The 20,720-nt window shown below is 47.1% G+C and carries 12 protein-coding genes; all 12 read left to right on the forward strand.

Features of this window, described 5'->3' with window-relative positions; all coding sequences use genetic code 11:
- Positions 1–43: 43 nt before the first annotated feature.
- The 12 genes from K6T99_01910 (at position 44) to K6T99_01965 (ending at position 20,720) form a co-directional block, all read left to right on the forward strand.
- The gene (locus K6T99_01910; protein MCL6518563.1) at positions 44–6,040 is read left to right on the forward strand and encodes a hypothetical protein; all 5,997 of its coding nucleotides are present in this window, start codon (positions 44–46) and stop codon (positions 6,038–6,040) included.
- A gap of 49 nt (positions 6,041–6,089) precedes the next feature.
- On the forward strand, positions 6,090–6,884 hold the full coding sequence (locus K6T99_01915) for a hypothetical protein (GenBank protein MCL6518564.1): 795 nt from the start codon (positions 6,090–6,092) through the stop codon (positions 6,882–6,884).
- A 46-nt stretch (positions 6,885–6,930) separates the two neighbouring features.
- The gene (locus K6T99_01920; protein ID MCL6518565.1) at positions 6,931–7,671 is read left to right on the forward strand and encodes a hypothetical protein; all 741 of its coding nucleotides are present in this window, start codon (positions 6,931–6,933) and stop codon (positions 7,669–7,671) included.
- Between the two features lie 135 nt (positions 7,672–7,806).
- The gene (locus K6T99_01925; GenBank protein MCL6518566.1) at positions 7,807–9,780 is read left to right on the forward strand and encodes an Ig-like domain-containing protein; all 1,974 of its coding nucleotides are present in this window, start codon (positions 7,807–7,809) and stop codon (positions 9,778–9,780) included.
- 96 nt (positions 9,781–9,876) lie between these two features.
- Positions 9,877–11,862 (forward strand): excinuclease ABC subunit UvrB, encoded by a 1,986-nt coding sequence (uvrB, locus tag K6T99_01930; GenBank protein ID MCL6518567.1) that lies wholly within the window; start codon positions 9,877–9,879, stop codon positions 11,860–11,862.
- Positions 11,863–12,232: 370 nt separating this feature from the next.
- Positions 12,233–13,729 (forward strand): radical SAM protein, encoded by a 1,497-nt coding sequence (locus K6T99_01935; GenBank protein ID MCL6518568.1) that lies wholly within the window; start codon positions 12,233–12,235, stop codon positions 13,727–13,729.
- Between the two features lie 535 nt (positions 13,730–14,264).
- Positions 14,265–14,984, forward strand: a complete 720-nt coding sequence (locus K6T99_01940) for a C40 family peptidase (GenBank protein MCL6518569.1) — start codon at positions 14,265–14,267, stop codon at positions 14,982–14,984.
- Positions 14,985–15,106: 122 nt separating this feature from the next.
- Positions 15,107–16,564, forward strand: a complete 1,458-nt coding sequence (locus K6T99_01945) for a hypothetical protein (protein MCL6518570.1) — start codon at positions 15,107–15,109, stop codon at positions 16,562–16,564.
- 241 nt (positions 16,565–16,805) lie between these two features.
- Positions 16,806–17,633, forward strand: coding sequence for a hypothetical protein (locus K6T99_01950; GenBank protein ID MCL6518571.1), 828 nt, complete (start codon positions 16,806–16,808; stop codon positions 17,631–17,633).
- A gap of 126 nt (positions 17,634–17,759) precedes the next feature.
- Positions 17,760–18,536 carry a sugar phosphate isomerase/epimerase gene (locus K6T99_01955; protein ID MCL6518572.1) on the forward strand — a complete coding sequence of 259 codons (777 nt, stop codon included), beginning with the start codon at positions 17,760–17,762 and terminating at the stop codon, positions 18,534–18,536.
- An 89-nt stretch (positions 18,537–18,625) separates the two neighbouring features.
- Positions 18,626–19,486 (forward strand): hypothetical protein, encoded by an 861-nt coding sequence (locus K6T99_01960; protein MCL6518573.1) that lies wholly within the window; start codon positions 18,626–18,628, stop codon positions 19,484–19,486.
- A 16-nt stretch (positions 19,487–19,502) separates the two neighbouring features.
- Positions 19,503–20,720, forward strand: coding sequence for a methyltransferase (locus K6T99_01965; protein ID MCL6518574.1), 1,218 nt, complete (start codon positions 19,503–19,505; stop codon positions 20,718–20,720).

Below are 20,720 nucleotides of genomic sequence, written 5' to 3' on the forward strand. Positions count from 1 at the left end.
GGAGCAATTTCTTGGTAATTGTAGCGCTTAGGAGGTTTTTATTATGAACTATAAAGGGACAATGGCGCTAAAATGTGCAATCATTGGACTATTATTTGTAATTGCAATTGCTTCCCAGTGCCATGCCCAAAGCATTGGAAGTGTAACAATAGACCCAGTCGAAGCAACTTCAAATAGTGTCTATAAGGTGCAATTCGTCTGGACTTGTTCTGAAGCTCCATATTTCCCTGATGCGGGTACACTCAGGCTTGAATATCTTTCTGACCCATATGGTGGGTCGGCGGTTACTTGTCCGGTCCCTGAGGAGTGTGGCAGAGGACATCCAATAACGGGGCGGCTTTATACCATTTGGGTTAGCGCAGGTCTTAACCTTGAAAACGAGTCTCCTCATCCCAAAATGGAGCATTTGTATTTATTTGAGGCTTTAAAAGCCAATCCGGATGGGTCTCCACGGTCAGTAACTTTCCAAATCAAGGCCACATTTACACAACCGCCTGAGAATGAAGGTGACGAGCCAACAGTTACTGAGGTTACGGCTGACGTAGGGCCGGTAACTGTCCATGACTCCCATCCTTGTAGTGCAAATCCGAGGTATGGGGGCGTGAAATGGGACCGCGATTGGCTGACAGGCTATGTGTTATATCCTGATCCTCTTACTCTTGATCCACTTTTTACAACGGGTTACGAGGGTCAGTCTCCAGAAGATCCAGAAAATCCAGATGATGGAACTACTTCAAGCACTTACACCTTCCGCATAAAATACAACAACGACGACAGTCGTGCGCCTGAGCCTTGGCACAGGTCTTATGGGAATAGTACAGCTTTCCTTACAACGCGACCAGGCATTGACCCGTCGGGCGTGGTGTTATATGTTTACGATCCCTATGCCAATAGCGGGAGTGGCGCATACACAAACCTGCCAATGCAGCCCAACGCAGAACTTGGCGATGGGGTATATGAGTATATAATCCGGCCAGACCGGTGGAACAGCTATAGGGCTTTAAGAATAGGCAATTATAGGTACTTCTTTGGATGTTCTGATGATTATATTCGCGATATGAATGGCGAAATTCCAACTTGGGCAGAAGAGCAGCCGTTTTCATATGGACCTTTATCTGGCAGCTGTCTTTCCCACAATAAGCCATCGCCTGAGTTCGGCAATGTATATAACATGGGTATTTATGTCTGTCGCCCAACTTTCGTGCCAGGGGTAACCACTGTTTATCCGTGGAGCGCAAATGAACATCCCAAAGTAACAGTTGGGTTGTGGAGCCCGAAAGAGTGTGGATATCATACTCATATGTATACGATTGACCCGTTATATCAAATGCACAACCCAAATGGACAAGCTACAACGGGTGCTACAACCAATGACCGGCTTAGTTTCCAGATAGTATATGGGCAGATTGACGGAATTCCCCCACAAGAGATTAGCGTTTGGATTTATAAAGGCAATAATACCAATGGTCCTCTTGAGCGGCGAATTACGCTTGAGCCCACGGAAGCAGTAACTTCATCCAAGATAAAGGCTGGCTTGCTTTATCGAACTCCTTCACCTATTTCGCTTGAAGCTGGCCCGCACGTCTGCTACTTCACAGCTTCGGATGGAAAAAAGAGAGTAAAGTGGCCTGTTAGAGGTGGAGATGATTGGATTTGGGGACCGTATATCAACCATAGGCCTGAGCTTTTAGATGCAAAGGTAGAGCCAAAAATCGGCACCGCCGGAGATAATTTCCGTTGGACTGTAACCTATAGGGATGCCGACAACCAAAGGCCATACCAGGCGCATCTCATTATTCAATTGCGCGATGGCGGAACCCTAGAAAACGGCGGCGCTGTAAGGGTCGTCATGGAGAAACTTGACAAAAGTGACAATACTTACGATGACGGCGTAGTTTACAAGTTTGATTCTGCAAATTTAGAACACGTCTTGCAGCCTGGCCAGCGGAAATTCTATTTTGAATTTGTCGATGACTGGGGAATAGTAACAGACCCCAATGAAAGAATATATGGTGAAAAGGTTTGGTATCCACCTCGGTCCGGAGATGTGCCAAACTGGATAGATGGACCGTTTATAAAACCGAACACTAAGCCGATTCTCTCATTAGGCAAAGTTGAATCAACGGACGGAACAGCGAATTCAGCAACATTGTGGAGATACTCAGTCCGCTATACAGATGCGGACAACCAGCCACCAACCTATGTAATAGTCTATATTGGAACAGTGCACGCGGATGGAACGATTACCTGGGATGGTGGTCACGCAATGTTGCCTACCAACCCATCGGATGTAGTATATACCGATGGGAAAGACTACAGCTTCCTCACGCGGTTGGGCGGCGATCCCACGGCAGTCAGTTATTACTATTGTATGGTAGCTGCAGATGGTATAGATCCGGCTGTTTATGACCCATCTACCGGCAGCACGAGCGCTCATACAATTTGGAATCCGATGGAGACCCTCACATCATCAACGCCAACGGATACTTTCTTCACAACTCATAAACCGCTAGTAGCAGGAGTGCCAACAGGTGGGGGAGTTAGAGACCAATATTACGATAGCGAGAACTGGCCGTTATATGAATATCCATTGGTTTATGACGCTTCGAATAAACCCTTAAGCTATGATATTGAAAATTCGGACTTCGAGAATGGCGTAATCAAGCTATACACAAGTGCTACGACGATTAAAATGCAATATTGGTTTGGTGTTCCTGGCCCAACCTCGGTTGGGCTGAACACCCCTCCAAGATTGACTGCAGGGCAAGTTTCCCCTAACCCTGGCACAACCCAAACTACATTTCGGTTCTCGGTGGTGTATTCGGACCAAGATGGACCGCAAGGGCAGATGCCTTCGTTTGTTAGGGTAAAGGTTGATGATGTGCCATATGACCTTTCTCCTGTGTTCGTTGGGACGCCGAACTACAAGATTGGCGTAACATACCAGACAACTATGAAGCTTTCGCCAGGAGTCCACAGATACTACTTTGAGGCGTCCGACGGAGCAGGGTATGCAGTGTTTGATGCAAGCGGCTCGCGTTCGTCCGAAAATCCAATCCTTGGACTTACTCAAATAATTGGTCCGTATGTGAACGATCCGCCGACTCTTACACTTGGAACCGTGTATCCAAATCCTGTAACAGGAATTAGCCCAGCCCAGTGGGTTAACTACACCGTTACTTATACTGACTTGAATAACGAACCGCCTGATGTTGGGTACCCAGTTGTCTATGTGAACAAAGCTACCACAAGCCTTGAGGCTCGTGAAGTTGAGCACAATGCCAAAGTAGCTGCACTAGGTGCGAATACCATCACCGCTGTGACAATTGACGGTCAATCTCCGGGTTGGACTGTTGATGAATTCAAAGGTTTGCCACTCCAAATAACGAGTGGTCAGCTTTCAGGTACTGCGTTCACTATTCTCTCCAATACCGAGGATACGCTGACATTAATCCAGGACCTGACGGGATCAGGGCTGCAGGTGGATGATACGTTCAGCATAGGCAAGTTACAGCTTCAGAAGCAAGACCCGGCTGATAACAACTATACTGATGGTGTGGTGTATGAGTATCGAATACCTGGTCTTGGCGCCGGCAGTTATGTAGCCCGGTTCAAGAGCATTACTACAGAGGTAATTGGGCAGAATAACAAGACAAGACAAACGGTTGTGCGATTCCCAATAACAGAAAGTGACATTTCTGGTCCCATAGTTATCCAATCTGCGCCTCCTGGTAACGTTGCTCCGGTTCTCTCCGACGGAAGCATTTTGCCGCAGATTGGCAAGGCTACTGACGAGTTTACGGCGACCGTTACATATAGAGACGATAATGGCGATCCTCCAACCCGCCGTCCAGAGGCACAAGGCTATGTTCGCGTTGTAATAGATAATGTGCACTCAATAGACTTATTGCCAACTGGTCTGAGTGATTGGGTAACTGGGGTTGTAATGACGGCGCCAGTGACCGTGACGACTGGAGGCATTCATAGATACTACTTCGAGGCTAGCGATGGATGGTTGGTAACCCGCCTCCCGGCGACCGGATACTACACGTATGTTGTCAATCGCAAGCCAGTGCTTCTAGAACCGAAGGTGACGCCAATCGAGCACAACGCTGGCCGGGAGTATACCTACAGCGTAATATACAAAGATCCCGACGGACAACCGCCATTCACGCTTGGACTTTATATTGATGGCGAACGGATTGAGATTAAGGGGTATCCCGACCCAGCTTCTGGTACGGACTATGTTAATGGCGTCCGCTATGTATACTCGATAAGGAATATGCTCGCTGTAGGCGTAGAACACAAGTATTACTTCACCGCGTCGGACGGTATAGAAGATGCAACACCAACGCCAGAAAAGATTGGACCGCGAGTGCATGCAAATCTACCACCTCAACTAGTTGGAGGCAAAGTTGAGCCAGCGACGGGCTTTGATGATTCTACGTACACATATTCCGTTAAATATCTCGACCCATTGGGCGAAGATCCCGAATATGTTAAGGTATACATTGATGGAACCGATGAAGCGCACGCTCATTTGATGACTAAGGTCCCAGGCCAGAATGACTACACCTTGGGTGTGACATATACTTATTTGCAGTCAGGACTGTCTGCGGGCACTAACCATACATTCTTCTTCAAGGCTTCCGACTGGCTTGACGAAGCAGTTAATCCTGAGCCTCCAACAGACCATTACACTGGGCCCGTGGTTAAAGAACGCCCGACAGCAAGTATCACCATCCAATGCGGTGATTCGCCCGCAGTTGGAGAACCAACAACCATAAGTGGCAAGATTACGCCGGCAATGTCTGTAAAGCTGACGATAACACTTACAGAGCCGGATGGCGATCTGGTGACCATGTATGTGAATACCGGTTCGGATGGGCGTTATTCGAAGTCATGGACGCCAAGTGCTACAGGAACTTGGAAGTTGAAAGCAACGTGGGCTGGTTCAGGCGACTACAAGGAGGCAAGTTCGCCAGAAATATCGGTCACAGTACTTGGTCCATCATATACAGTCACTGGTCTTGACCTAATCTCGATTCCAATGAGGCCAAACAATAGCTTCGTCAATACCACGTTTGGCAGTGACCCACCATATGCGGTTGCAGCATATGACCCAACAATTGGGAATTACAAGATCTATTCATTACTGCCGAGATATAGGACCGACTTTGACTTCCCAGGGATATTCCAAGGGCGCGGTTACTGGATCAAGACGGATGTGCCCAAGGTAATTGCTCCGAAGGGCTCTTTGAATACATCGACAGTGACGGTTGAGCTTAAACCCGGATGGAACCAAATAGGTTGTCCATATATAAGTGAAGTAAACTGGGCTGACCTGCGCGTTTCCTACAACGGTAGCGATCCCGTCGACCTGGTAACTGCTGCAAGTAGAGGTTGGATAAGAGACTACGGTTGGGGTTACGACGCAGCCACAAGACAGTACAGATTAGTTCATGCCACAAGGTCAGGGGCCGAAAGAACGCTGAAGCCATGGCATGGTTATTGGATCCGTGCGTTTAAGAACTGTCAGCTTCGGTTCTCTGGCAACGACTTCCCGCCACCACCCAGTGATGGAATGAGCGTAGAAACTCAGGCTATTCAAGAGGCTACTTCGGCAGGAGCCAGTGCGCCAATTTGGGAAGTGAGTCTCGTAGCCAAGCTTGATGATCTCGTGGATGAGCAAAACTACTTTGGTATGGCTAAATCGACACTGCGGGTAGAGAGCCCTGCTTACTTTGAGGGATTCGTGGATGTCTACTTTACCGATGACAAGGGCGGCATGTACGCGATTGACTTGAAGTCTGGTGAGATTATCGGTAAGTCGTGGCGATTTGTTGTGGCAACTGACCAGGGTGGCGGAGATATCGAACTCACATGGCCTGGTATCGAGAACATGCCAGACAATATAAGCTTGACTCTCGTTGATGAGCTTTCAGGTAAATCTGTTGATATGAAGAGCGATAGCTCTTTCATCCTGCCAGCGAGAGCAGCTCTTGGAGGCAGGCCGTTCCGCATAATTGCTGGAAAGTAACAAGTGGTTGGGAATCCAGCCGTGTTAGGAGAGAGGAAGAGTACAGGTGATGCATAGATTTAGAGCAGCTAGAATTTTAGCATGGTTATTGGTTGTTTTGCTAAGCATTCCTTATTTAGCAGGCGGTGCTCTTGCAGCCGGGAAGTCGGAGATTTATACACAGACGGTAGTGACATTCCCGTTGGATGTTGTGGACAACGAGAATATTAAAGTTGCTGAAGAACTCAGTATGCTATTAAATCATGGCTTGGAAAGCAGTCCGAAATATATCGTTCTGCCTTTTTCCAACCGTCTGCCGGCAATACAACGACTCGTTGTTTCTCAGCCAGAGAAAAAGCTGAGTTTTGAGGGTCCCTTCTTTAGCGACCAAGCTAGCATAAATCGCGCGCTTGAACTAGCCAGATTGTTGTCAGCCGATGTCGCGGTTGTTGGCTCGCTAGATGAGTGCGTGTGGGATCAAGCAAAAGGACAGGCAAGGGTGACTGCTACCTTGGAATGGTATGATCTCAAGACTGGCAAGAAAGTAGACACCTTGACTGCTACTGGTATAAGGGCAAGGTCTGCAGGTGATTCCACAGCAACTCAGAAGAGTATAACGGCTGAGGCGGTGAAAGAATTAAGCGAAAAGCTTGTTTCTGGCATAACCGGTCAAGAATATCGCGCTGAAACAACTTCCAAGCCAGCAGCTGTAGCTAAGACAAACGGAAAGAGCAAGAAGAACTCATGGCTGCCGATGTTGCTGCTTTCTTTAGGCGTAGGTTTGCTCCTCGGAAGTGGCGGCGGAGGTGGCGGAGGTGGTTCTGCTGGCGGAGGGGATGAATTGCCACCACCTCCACCGTTCTAATCGCTATAAGGATATTTGATGTCATATGACAGGAGCGTATATGACCGTGGGCAGGAAATTATTTGTGGCAAGGATTTGCTTGCTATGTATTGCGTGTCTAGTATTATCCCTTTTCGGCACAGGGTATTGCAGTGGCGCTGAGCCGGAAAGCAGGCTAACAACGACAGTCATGCTATTTCCAGTAGCAGTTAAATCTAACGGAGGGGCTAGTCGTTGTGCGGCCGATTTGTTCATTCTTATTAAAGAACGATTGAATGAACAACCTGGCATTCGAGTAGTAGCGTACGATGTTAAAAATGTTTCTGTACAGCGCATGATACGCGAGCAGAGGCTCGATGAAAAAACAGCAGATATATTTGAGGCAGATGCCACCGGAGAGGCTAAGGCATACAAAGTCTGTAGCGAAATGGGAATTGGGGGAGCCGTGCTCGTATCGCTGACAAAGTACCGGTATGATACAAGCAAAGCAAGCGTCGAGATTGAGGCTAAGTTGGAGTATTTGGATATCGCAGCTCAAGCTCCAAAGAAGGTAGTGCAGGCAACAGCAGTTGCAAAAGCAGATTCCGAAACTGCAAGCAGAACCGAGGAAGCTCTATGCATACAGGCGGTGTCAGACATCGTGGATAAATTCTTTGAAAAAGGACAGGGTCTTACGAGAGCCGATTTTGGAGTCACAATGACGGAGCAGGAAAATTCAATTGCTGCTCAGACCAACAGAAAGGATAACATGCTTCCGGCAATGCTTGGCGCTTTGCTATTGGGATTACTTCTTGGCGGAGGAGGTTAGAGAAAAAACCAATTCGCCCAAAACATGCAAATCAGGCCCGTGACTGAATGACAGCGCGGGCCTTTTTAACCGCAAAAATATCTTTTATGCTTACACATTGACAGCTATCTCAGAATGTTTTAGCATTACAACGCAATGCGCAGAAAAATACTTACACTTGCCTTCTTATACCTATTCATATTCATAATGCTACAGCTTCCCACACTCGGCGGAACTATGGGTACTATTATTCTAAGAGTTAGTCCAGTTGTTGTTCCGGCGGATGGTAAGAGTATTGCAACTGTTAATGCGGAGGTTCGAGATTCGGACGGAGCCCTTGTACCAGATGGAACTGAAGTTCGTTTCACAGCAACCCTTGGAGTGATTGAGGAAAGTGCGCAAACATCGGCTGGAGTTGCAAGGGCAAAACTTATTGCCTCCGAAATTCAAGGCACATGCATTATAACGGCTACGTGGATTGAGGGCCGTGCGGCAGCTCAGACGAGCGTAACCTTTGGCGAAGAAGAACAAGTGCCCCAGAATCGGAGATATATTACCATTGACATAGCCGATTACGTTGCGTATAGCGCTGACCACAAAGTTCTTGAGGCGATTGGTAACGTGCATCTCCAGAGCAAAATAATTCGCATGGAAGCTGATGCAGTTCAGATAAGCCTTGAAGAAAACAAAATTGTAGCCCGTGGGACTTTAGGCAAGCCAATAAAGATAAGTACGGATAAGGGAACGACAGAATGTGAACTTCTCGCAACAGATTTAATGATGGAGCAAGCCGTAATCTTGGCAACAAGCAAAGGTGGACTGCGCGCTGTGGACTTGAGAGGCGACCCAAATCAAGGCTTCCCCTTTGGCGATAGCCCCGAATATTCACCCCAGCGTTTCGACTTTGCTGATCTTTCAGGTGCTGGAATCGTGGTAAAGGCGAAGGAGGCTACTGTTTTTCCTAATGATAAAATTCAATTTAGGCGAGCTAGCCTTTACGTTGATGGAAAGCGAATGTTTTCCTTGCCGCTTTATGTCCTTTCGCTAACCGGCTACCAGCCAGATAGTGATCAATACGTTGGATATACCAACTCAGGGCTCGCACTAAATGTACCTCTATATTATATGCTGAGTCCAAATGCGAGCGGGGCGCTACTTCTTCGGCATGGTCAGCCCATGGGATGGGGCTGGTATGGACGGCCGCCAGGATGGTTCATCGATATGCGACAAAGGTACTTCACAGACCATGGCGAAGGAAGTTTAGTAATAAGTCAAATTACAAGTAGCGACTGGGGCGCACATTTCACTCACACCCAGCGCTTCGATAATCAAACAGACGCATCAATCTACCTAGACTATCCTGCTCATAGAGATTTCTGGGGATCACTAAATCTAAACAAAAGGCTGGACGATCTTAGCTTCGGCATAAATATAGATACGCGTAGGTCACCAGGCGCAACGCCTTTTTGGATGGGACAGTTTGCTGTTCAAACGCGGCCAAAGCAGATTGGCAATTCGCCTTTTAGATTCAATATTTCTTCTTTTCTCAGATATGCAGAGCTCGGTGATGAAAAAAATGATGGGTTTTCGGAAACCCTTCGTGGAAACATTACTTCATCACCTATCAAGTTTTCCCGTAACTTAGATTTTCGAACTTCGGTAGGCATTGGTTATGTCTTTGGCACCTCTAGTTTATCTGGCATGAGCATAAATGCTTATGGCTCATTGAATTGGAAGATATCCCGCAATAACCGATTCATGTTGAGCTACAGATTTGCGGAAAGAGCAGGGTATTCCAGCCAGCTTATAGACAAGCAGAGCCTAATGGCTTCGTGGATTGTTGGTGATATGCGGAAGTGGAACGCTTCTATTTATGCTATAAAAGGACTCGATACTAATTCGCTTACTATGTTTGGTAGTCTAAGTTATAGGCTTGATGAAGATTGGCGAATTGGACTCAGGTCTACTCTGAATGAGTTTCCTTCTTTCAACGGCACAACATGGGTGGCAAATACTTATAATGATTTTGAAGTTGCACTTGGGAAGCGCATCGGCAATCAAGAAGTGATGGCTGTTTGGTCAAAATCGCAGCATAAAATACTTTTCGAGTTGGGCACCGGTGCATTTTGAAGTATAATTATAAAGACTCAAATCGAAAAATTGCGAACATGTGTGCGAACAATACAAAATCATTTGAGCTATTCTACTTTTTGCACCAAAGAAGATATGGGCGAATTCAAGTTAGTATGCGAATATGAACCAAAGGGCGATCAACCTAAGGCAATCCGCCAATTGACTGAAGGGTTGAACGCAGGATATCGCTTCCAGACACTTCTAGGCGTCACGGGGTCTGGAAAGACGTTTACGATGGCGAACGTTATCCAGCAAGTGCAGAGACCCACGCTGGTGATTGCCCATAATAAAACACTTGCTGCTCAGCTCTGCAGTGAGTTTCGGGAGTTCTTTCCTCACAACGCTGTTGAATACTTTGTCAGCTATTATGACTACTATCAACCTGAAGCTTATATTCCCGAAACAGATACATATATTGAAAAGGATTCTTCTATCAATGACGAAATTGACCGGTTGCGCCACTCGGCGACGCAGGCCGTTCTTGAGCGTCGAGATGTCATAGTCGTGGCGAGTGTTTCCTGCATATACGGACTGGGTTCACCCTCTGAGTATAAGCGGACAATATTGGCTTTAAAAGAGGGCGAAACATACGACCGCGAGGAAGTGCTGCGAAAGCTTATAGAAATGCAGTTCTCCCGAAATGACATTGCGCCACAAAGAGCGACGTTCAGAGTAAGGGGCGACATCCTCGAGATTCAACCTGCAGACGAGGAAGTAGTAATAAGGGTTGAATTTTTCGGCGATACAATCGAGAGAATTACCATTCTCGATCCACTTACTGGTGAGTTATTAAGCAGGGAGGAACGGATTACCGTATATCCGGCAACGCATTTTGTAACACCTACTGATGTTCTAGAGCGTGCTCTTGCCGGGATTGAGGCTGAGCTCCAGGAGCGCATTAAATATTTCAAAAGGCAAGGAAAGTTGCTCGAAGCGCAACGAATTGAACAGCGCACTAGGTACGACATGGAGATGATGCGGGAAGTAGGCTATTGTTCCGGAATCGAGAACTATTCTCGTATCTTAGATGGCAGAAAACCCGGAGAGCCGCCTGCATGTTTGCTTGATTATTTCCCTGATGATTATCTTATCTTCATCGATGAGTCCCATCAGACTATTCCGCAACTTCATGGTATGTATGAGGGCGACCGATCGCGAAAGGAAACGCTGGTCGAATTTGGATTCCGGCTTCCATCCTCATTGGACAACCGACCGCTTCGTTTTGAGGAATTCATTGATCGTGTCAATCAAGTCATCTTTGTCTCGGCAACTCCCGGGCCTTATGAGAGGGAACATAGCGAGCAAATTGTGGAGCAGATAATTCGGCCAACTGGTTTGGTTGACCCTGAAGTTGAAATACGCCCGACACAAGGGCAAATTGATGACCTAGTGCATGAGATTAAGGAACGTGCATCCAAAGGGCAACGCGTTCTTGTGACTACCTTAACCAAGAAAATGGCGGAGGATTTGACTGAATACCTGCTGGATTTGGGTATTAAGGTTCACTATCTCCACTCGGAGATTCATACACTCGACCGCAACGAGATATTGCGTGATCTTCGCCTTGGCGTCTACGATGTAGTGGTTGGAATCAATCTTCTTCGCGAGGGTCTCGACCTTCCGGAAGTAAGTTTAGTTGCAATTTTAGACGCAGACAAAGAAGGATTTCTTCGGTCTGAAACCTCGTTGATTCAAACAATTGGCCGAGCGGCGAGAAATATCCATGGAAAAGTAATTATGTATGCCGACGACGTAACTGGTTCGATGCATCGTGCAGTTGAGGAGACAGAACGCCGCCGAAAGCTCCAAATTGAGTATAACGAAAAGCATGGGATTACTCCCGCGTCGGTAGTTAAAGCAGTGCGTGACGTAATAGAGGCTAAGAAGGTAGCAGAACAAAAGGCTTATTACAAAATAAAACCAAACATCTCTGACGATGCCTCAATTGATGAAATAATGCTAGTCCTTGCGGATTTGGAGAAAGAAATGCGTCAGGCGGCTAAATCCCTTGATTTTGAACATGCCGCTGAGGTGCGCGACGAGATTATCCGCCTAAAAAAGCTGCTGCCTCTCAAATAGGTTTTGGATAGTTATTTGCATTTTTACCCCCTTCTGTACATTCAGCGGCTTTTTCACAAATTACGAATGCAAGCCTAAGTCAAATTTGCCTCACCTGCTTAATTAGTGATGTCTTGTAGGTATACTCTAATCTGGAGAGTGCAGCAAATGGCTGTAACCTAAGATTGAGTGAGAATGCCGAAGGGTGTCTTCTTCCAACCAAATAAGGGAACATAAACCGAGAACAACATATAGATCAGCCGGTTACTTGACAGGTAGCTGTGTTTGGAATATAATCTCGAATGCCAATGCTGACACTCTTGAGCTAGTCTTAGACCGTTGCTGGAATGGATTTCAGCGATGGTGACGTTTGGTAAGGGAGGTATGCACATTGGGCAAATACCGTCGCATTGCTAGGCAGAGATTGGCTCGGCTAATCACACTCCTGCTAGTTAAGATTCTTCCCCGACTCGAAGCCATAGGCCGGCTTGAGAAAGGTCTAGCGCTCCTTACCTCAATTGCTCAATTCATTCCATATGAAGAGTGGCAGCGGGAGCAGCTTAGACAGCTGAATGAGGCTTTTAGGAAGAACCATCCGGCGATTCGCCTTGCACGCCGTGTAGTTTCCGAAGTTCATCCAAAATTCCTAATGTCTTTGTTCAACGCTTTATGGATTCCTTGGTGGATAAAGGGAGAAACTAGGGCCGAGTTTGTAAAGAGAGAGGGTTTCGAACCGCCGTGCTTGGCGGTTATCTCTCCGCTTAAGGAATGTAACCTCCAATGTGTCGGATGTTATGCGAGCGCAGTCACTAAGGGCGAAAATGAGCGGCTCGATTTCGATACAATAGATAAATTGGTTACCGAGCTGAAGTCCTTTGGCACAACATTTATTGTATTTACTGGCGGGGAGCCAATGCACCCTGCAATCTGGCCAACCATAAAGGCAATTTGCGCGAAACACAAAGACCAGGCGTTCATGATGTACACAAACGGAACGCTAATCAACGATGAGAAGGTCGCCGATTTTATAGAACTCGGTAACCTTTCGCCTGCTATTAGCCTTGAGGGTTGGGAGGAAGAAACCGACGCAAGGCGGGGTAAAGGAGTCTATGCCAAAGTTATGGCAGCAATGGATAAACTACGTGAGGCAGGCGTGCTTTTTGGTTTCTCGCTCACATATACTAGCAAGAATTTTGAAGTTGCAACCAGCCCCAGGTTCATTGACCATCTTATGAAAAAGGGATGCTTGTACGGCTGGTATTTTATGTACGTCCCAGTGGGTAAGAATCCGGATACCTCGCTTGTAGTAACCCCGTGGCAAAGAGATCGCATCCGTCAGTTTACTTGGGATATGCTTCGCGAGAAGGGACTCTTCATTGCTGATTTTTGGAATTCTGGTCCTATTTCGAAAGGCTGCATTGCTGGCGGTCGGTACCTGCATATAAACAATCGGGGCGACATTGAACCTTGCGTCTTCTTTAAATTTACAACCCACAATATTCGCAATACAAGCCTTCTCGAAGCGCTTCGCTCTCCTCTCTTCTCCGAAATTCGCAAAGGTCTAAAACATCAGCGAAACCCACTTACACCTTGCCGGTTCATGGACCATCCTGACGAAGCCGTGAGAGTTATTAAAGTCACGGGGGCGCGCCCAAGTGAAGAGGGTGGCGATGCCCTGCTAGGCCCGGAGATTAAGCCGTTCTTGGATCGATTTGCAAAGGAATATCGCGAAGAATATGCAGACCCAGTTTGGACGCAAACTGCCGATTATGCATGGTTTGCACATGTTTACAAGGCTCCTGATTGGATTCCACCGGCTACTGGCAGGGTTACAAGGCTTCCAGCTGAGTCCAAGGGTCGTATGGAGGAACCAGCTGTTCGCCGTTAAAATAGCTAAAGCGGTTCTTTGTGGTAATTCTGAATTCTAACGAGGGGTCGCCGAAAGCAAAAATGATTGTGCTTGGCTGGAGGTGGCCCCTTCATTGTTTTAATTTGTTTGGCAGAGCAATTTTACTATTGACATGCGTTCTGCGCTGTGTTATACTCACGGCTAGTGTTGGCAGCGGACAGTCTGCTAGCAGTTCGTTTGAAAACAAAATAAAGTCGCCGAATTTCCGTCAGGAGAACGGGGGAACCGCTTTTTGTGGTTGGGGCGCATCGCATATGCGTAGGGTAACTCTTCAGCCCGAGCCCGTCAGCTAACTCCGTAGGCGTTGTGAAGAGAAAATAAGTCACATGGTTGGTCTTCTCTTGCAAGCCTTCCGTAGGTAGTAGCGTTGAGCCACGTTCCCCAATCAGTGGTTTTTTTATATTTGTTTGCCCTAACCCTTCAAATGTTTCCTTCCCCTGTTTGGTGGTGTGATTATGCCAGTTGTATTTGACGGCAGGCGGCAAATCTCGTATTAGGTCAGGAGAGTGAGAAATTGAGAAGCGCCAGAAAGGCAGCATTAGTAACTGCCGGAGTTATCTGCTTAATTCTTGCTTTTTTTAATCATGTTTTTGGAGAACCTATAGGTCAAAAAACAAAGTCCTCTAGTCCGAATCAAGCTGTCGAGAATCCTAAGACAAATGAAGAACCAAAGCTTCAAGTGCCTCCCGAGGGTCGAGACCTTACTACACAAGAACTCCACATTATCCTGGACCCAATTTTTAGTAGCTCGTTCGATAAAAAAGGTCGCCCAGATGCTATTAAGGAATCGTCAGCAAAGCAAGATAATAACGACACAAACTTTGTTTCTCGCGTAATAGCCGGAACGAGAAACCTGATAAGCAGGGCGTTTTCCTACGTGGGAGGGCGCTATAAATGGGGCGGCACTTCAAGGGATGGTATTGATTGCTCAGGTCTGACGCGAATGCTCTACCTAAAAGAGGGTATTGACCTGCCTCATAATGCAAAAATGCAGTTTAAGCTTGGCAAGCCTGTAAAAAAAGAAGATTTGCTACCTGGCGACCTTGTCTTTTTTAATACACGTGGGCCCCTAACCCATGTCGGGATTTGGATTGGCAATGGACAATTCATCCATGCGGCTAGCCGAAAACGAGGCGTTAGAATTGACTATCTGAGTAACCCTTATTACTCTAAAAGATTTGCCGGCGCACGGCGGTATAAAGATTTTAGCAAGGTTGCCGATTCTCGAGAATAGAAAGCTAAGATATCGAAGGTTAATTTGCAGATTCTCTAGGCTTTTCGCGTTACAAAGCGCCCAATTTTTAAATTTGAAGGAAATCCATTAAGTTTTGTCAAAAAGCGCCTTGGTGGATAAAAATGTACGTTCTTGGTTTGGACGTGGGGACTCAGGGCGCAAGAGCTTTAGTATTGGATGCTGAAGGCGAGGTACTGGCGCAGGCATCCCAACCATTTGCTTCGTCTGCGCACCTTGAGTTGCTTCCGCCTGGTTGGTCAGAACAGCATCCTCATGAGTGGTGGAATGCTGCGGTTGCATGTCTCCGGAAGGTGACCGATGAATTAAAACTATGTGGTCGCGATCCCCGGGGAATTAAAGCCATCGCTGTTGACTCGACCTCGGGCACGATTCTCCCGCTTGACCGCAAGGGTGAGCCACTTCGCCCCGCAATTATGTATAACGACGCTCGGTCTGTTACAGAAGCGGAAGAGTGCAATTCTGCCGGTAAGATTCTAGTTGAAAAGCTAGGATATAAGTTCTCATCAGCATTTGCTCTTCCAAAGATTTTGTGGATAAAAAAGAACCAGCCCGAAATATTCGAGCAGACATCGGTATTTGCCCACGCAGTTGATTTCCTTGTTAGCAAACTTGCGGGCAATTTCCATATGTCTGATACCTCAAACGCGCTTAAGACGGGCTATGACCTTATTGATCGTCGCTGGCCTGCATTTATCGAGGAATCTCTTTGCATCCCCACCGAGAAACTTCCCCAGATTGTAACCCCAGGCTTGGTCATAGGCCAAGTTACAGAGAAAGCCGCTCGCGAAACCGGCATTCCAAGCGGAATTCCAGTAGTGGCAGGGGTGACAGATGGCACGGCCGGGTTCCTAGCATCTGGTGCGGTCAAAGTTGGTGATTGGAATACGACCATAGGCACCACGATGGTTCTTAAAGGGGTTTCAAAAGAGCTAGTAAAAGACCCTCTCGGACGAATTTACTGCCATGTCCATCCAGAGGGGTATTGGCTGCCCGGTGGAGCAAGCAATGTTGGCGCGGAGTGCTTGGAAAAACTTTTTAGCGGCAAAAATCTTGATGAATTAGATGCTTACGTGCCTCAATATGCACCAACCGCCTTAGTAGTTTATCCGTTAGTTCGCAAAGGGGAGCGTTTCCCGTTCGTAAATCCCGACGCGGAAGGATTTATCTTGGGACAGCCTAGGGATAGCCGTGACCTTTACACGGCGTACCTCGAAGGGGTTGGCTTTGTCGAGCGCTGGTGCCTAGAGGTATTTGCTGAACTTGGCGCAGAGGTCGGCGACACCATTTACACGACAGGAGGCGGAGCAAAAAGTGTTGAATGGATGCAGGTTCGTGCTAACATTCTAAACCGCCGAATTGTTCGTCCAAAGCTCACTGAGTGTGCTGTTGGTGCCGCAGTAATTGCTGCCTCCAAAACTTTATTCGAAAGCCTTGAGTTGGCAGTAAGCGCCATGGTTAAGGTAGGGGAGGCAGTGGAGCCTGAGCCTAAGAAAGTCGAACTATACGACGTCAATTACCGCATTTTTCGTGAAGCGTGCGTCAGCCGAGGTTATTCATAGCGGCATGCCGTTTCTGGCTCCTTGGGTCAAGGGTAAATATTGCTAGCAAAAGGTTGATTATAGCCTCTATAATAATTTCAATGTTTCTAAGTTCTTCTTGCTTGTTTGAATGCCATATAGGGAAGCCTTTCCCTGGAAAGGAAAATTTATTTTTGAGGGTAAAAATTATTGTGAACTTGGACAAATAAAAATGCGTCTAATATACAAACTAGGCGTTGAAGCGCTGAGGAGGTTGTTCAAAATGCGATATTCATTGTTTTTTCTATTTATTGCAATATCTCTTGGGATGGCATTTGCTGCTGATGAGCCGCAGAATACACCGGTGCAATCAACTATCTCGATTGACTTTGCTGATATGGACATAAGTCAAGCGCTGAGTTCGCTGGCTCAAAAGGCTCAGATCACAATCGTAGTGGACCCAAACATCAAAGGAAAGGTGACCTGTAGCCTTAATGATGTTCAGCCTGAGCAGGCGTTAGCCACAATCTGTAAGCTGAACAAACTGACCTGGGTCAAAACCTATACAAGCGCAGGTTCTGATACCAGTAAGCTAGATGCAACAAAGCTTATTAATTTGCTGGATGCATTGAAGGCTCTTGGCAATAACTCGTTAATTTTGGAGGACTCTGCTTCACAAAGTGCAACCATATTTGCCGCGGGAGTTAAGCTCGAAGCAGAAAAGGTTAACAGTATGGCGGCAGATTTGAAACTTAAACCGGTATATTTGGTGCGTGGGGAGTCCAGCGCAAGTGCCGAAGCGACAAAGAAAGCTCAGGAGGGACCAAAACAAGTCCAGAGCATAAGCGTAATGATGCCGCCTTCCGATCCCCGAGCTGCTGCTCAGGAAGTCTGGAGTTATTTCGCCCAGATGACGCCGGAGCAAAGAGGTCAAGTTATGCGCGAGATTCGGCATATGATGTTTGAAAACTTAACGCCCGAGCAGCGAGAGGAGATGCGTCGGAGATTCGAGGACTGGCGTAGGCGTCGAGATGATGGCCCGCGTGACGGTCGTCAACCTATTCCAGGGCCCATGCCTCCGCCACCTCCGCAGCCCCAACCGCGACAATAACGCAAAATGTTATTTTAAGGTAGTAGATAAGCCCATGGAAAAATCCATGGGCTTACTTTTTGGTTGACAAAGGTCTCATATTCGGAGCACAATAAAGCAGTTTATGAGTTAAAAGGGGGGTTAGCCATGCGTATAGGGTTTATTTGTGACTTAAGCGAGCAAGATTTTAAATTTGCATCCGAAAACGGATTCAAATGCGTCGAATACAATGGCAATGTAGATGTTGAATTTACAAAAAAGGCAAGCGAGTTGACGGGCTATGTGAAGAAGTATGGAGTAGAGTTTAATATGATTGGACTGTTCGGTCGGAATTATATTGCTGATGATCCGGCTGAGCGTGCTAAACATCTTGCTGACGCCAAAACCTGCATTGACTTTTGCTGTGAAATTGGTTCGCCCCTTTTTGTGACTGGCGGAGGACATGAAGAAAATCGCTCGCTTCAGGAGAATTGCAAGCGTGCCATTGACTTTCTGGGCGAGCTGATTGAGTACGGCAAAAGCAAGGGTGTTAGGGTAGCACTTTACAATTGCCACTGGGGCAATTTTGCAGTTGCGCCTGACTCATGGGAAATCATTATGCCGGCGCTGCCCGACCTAGGGATTAAATATGACCCATCGCATGCAATCGGCGACAATCGTGACTATTTGGCAGAGCTGCGAGATTGGGGCAACAGGGTATACCATGTTCATGCGAAGGGCTCACTAATTATAGGCGGAAAGCGTTTTCCTGACCCCAATCCAGGTATGGACCAGACAAATTGGGGCGCAATTTTTGCAATTCTCTATTACCACAATTATCAGGGCGATGTGAATATCGAGCAACACTCAGGCAGGTGGCTGACTGACCTCAAATATCCTGGTTTACTATTTTCCAAGCGCTATTTGGAACAGTTTGTGCTCTGAGAAGTGTCGGGGACAAGTCGTGCTAATGACAGATAATCTACGTGGGCTGAGGAAGGAAGTTGCGGGGCCTAGGGAAAAGGAGATTGATTATGACAAATAGCCGTATAGCGATTTGGGTTATATTTTGGTGCCTTCTAGCATCAGGTGTGCTGATTTTTGCAGGTTGTGGCAAGCCTAGGTTTCCTAAAGCGCCGATAAAGCCAGTTAACGAATTCTCGCTTGGAACAGCGAAGTTTAAGCCATTTGTTAGGCCCCCAACGGCTCAGGAATTGTTCGACCGCACACTTGAGTTTTATGATTCTTTCAGCAGCGCTGCTGTATCCTGGCGTCAAAGCGAGCACCATTTCGAGGGCCAGCCCGTCGAACCCAGTGGTGCAGTCGAAGGGATAAAAGAAAAAACCGGTACTGCTAGTGTGGAACTTAGGTATGTCAAACCAGATAAGCTATTGTACAAGCGCGATGGGGATTCACCGCTCACGGAAGTTATAAACGGTGGTGTCCATCTTTTCTACGTGCCTGAGCAAGAGATATGTTTTCGTTCGCGCCCAGGAGCAAGAAACGAGATTCCTTCGCACTTGTTGGCTAGGTTTCTTGGCCTTATACCTGTAGATGATAGGGAGTATTCTTCTTTGCAGTTGTTAAGGGAAAATAAGGTTGGTAGTGCGGATGTTTACCTTCTGGAAGCAAAGCTACCCTCCAAGGTTGCTGGCACGCGAACTTTACCGGCGGAGGTCCGCCGCTTCTACATTGGGAAGTCAGACCTCCTGCTTCGTCGAACTGAGATCAAAGAGATTGCAGATGGAGTAAATATAGGCGCATCGGAAAACCGGAGGACGTATCAATTCCTGGGTTTTATTGCTAATTCTCCGCTCTCGGATGATTTGTTCCCTACCGAATGTCCGAAGAATATACGTGTTGCAACCATGCCTTCATCTGGTTTGCCGCGCTGAGAAAGGAAGAAACAGCATGACTTCACGAGAAAGAATTCTTACCGCATTAGCCCATAAAGAGCCTGACCGCGTGCCAATTGATTTTGGGGGCATGCGCTCGACAGGCATAATGGCCATAGCATACAACAAGCTTAAAGCATACCTGGGAATTACAGGTGGTGAAACGCGAGTCTATGATACCATGCAACAGTTAGCTCTTCCCGAGCCCCAAATACTTGAGCGGTTCCATGTTGATGTGATTGACCTAAACAATACCCTGGGGCGTTTTGAAGAAGAGTGGAAGGATTGGACGCTACCCGATGGTTCGCCTGCAAAAGTGCCCGTTGATTTTAATCCTATTCGCGAAGGAGATTGCCTGGTTGTTAAGGATTCGCTTGGTCGAGTGCAGATGCGAATGCCCGACGGATGTCTTTATTTCGAGCCATGCTTCAATCCACTGGCAGACGCATATACATTTGCCGATGTAGACCGACTGTTTGAAATGAAGCCCGTTGAACCGAAGGACCTTCTCAGCATGCAGGAGCGTGCAAAATGGCTCTATGAAAACACGGATTATGCGATTATGCTTGGATTTGGCGGCAATATCTTAGAAGGAGGACAGAACGCTTTCGGATGGGAGCGGTTCATGACTGAAATTGCTTTGAATACTGCGCTTGTTGAGTACGCACTGGATAAGATGGTTGAGGTTTACATGGAAAACTTGCGAATCTACCTAGAAATGCTTGGCGGTTACATTCAGTTGATTCAAATGGGCGACGATCTTGGGACACAAATTGCTACAATGCTTTCGCCCGACCTCTATCGTCGAGTGGTCAAGCCAAGGCATGCTAAGCAATATTGGTATGTTCGAGAGCATTCAGACGTTCACGTTTTCTTGCATGCATGCGGTTCATGCTGGGAGATTATGGGTGACTTGATTGAAGAAGGTGTTGAAGCGCTAAACCCGGTTCAGACTTCGGCAGCAGGGATGGATCCTCGCAGGCTAAAAAAGGAATTTGGAGATAAGCTTACGTTTTGGGGTGGAGGATGCGACACGCAGTCAGTTCTTCCAAACGCCACTCCAGAAGAAATCAAACAACACGTGAAAGAGCGCATTGAGATATTTGCTCCAGGAGGCGGTTTTGTCTTTACACAAATCCACAACGTCCAGGCAAACGTACCGCCGCAGAACGTCGTAGCTTGCTATGATGCCGCTTGGCGATATGGGAAATATCCAATAGGAAGTATTGATTAA

This window comes from Armatimonadota bacterium (assembly GCA_023511795.1).
In the GTDB taxonomy this organism is placed as follows: domain Bacteria; phylum Armatimonadota; class UBA5829; order DTJY01; family DTJY01; genus JAIMAU01.

Coding starts and splice junctions, on each gene's coding strand:
- K6T99_01910 (MCL6518563.1), top strand. CDS start 44: ATGAACTATAAAGGGACAATGGCGCTAAAATGTGCAATCATTGGACTA.
- K6T99_01915 (MCL6518564.1), top strand. CDS start 6,090: ATGCATAGATTTAGAGCAGCTAGAATTTTAGCATGGTTATTGGTTGTT.
- K6T99_01925 (MCL6518566.1), top strand. CDS start 7,807: ATGCGCAGAAAAATACTTACACTTGCCTTCTTATACCTATTCATATTC.
- uvrB (MCL6518567.1), top strand. CDS start 9,877: ATGGGCGAATTCAAGTTAGTATGCGAATATGAACCAAAGGGCGATCAA.
- K6T99_01945 (MCL6518570.1), top strand. CDS start 15,107: ATGTACGTTCTTGGTTTGGACGTGGGGACTCAGGGCGCAAGAGCTTTA.
- K6T99_01950 (MCL6518571.1), top strand. CDS start 16,806: ATGCGATATTCATTGTTTTTTCTATTTATTGCAATATCTCTTGGGATG.
- K6T99_01955 (MCL6518572.1), top strand. CDS start 17,760: ATGCGTATAGGGTTTATTTGTGACTTAAGCGAGCAAGATTTTAAATTT.
- K6T99_01960 (MCL6518573.1), top strand. CDS start 18,626: ATGACAAATAGCCGTATAGCGATTTGGGTTATATTTTGGTGCCTTCTA.
- K6T99_01965 (MCL6518574.1), top strand. CDS start 19,503: ATGACTTCACGAGAAAGAATTCTTACCGCATTAGCCCATAAAGAGCCT.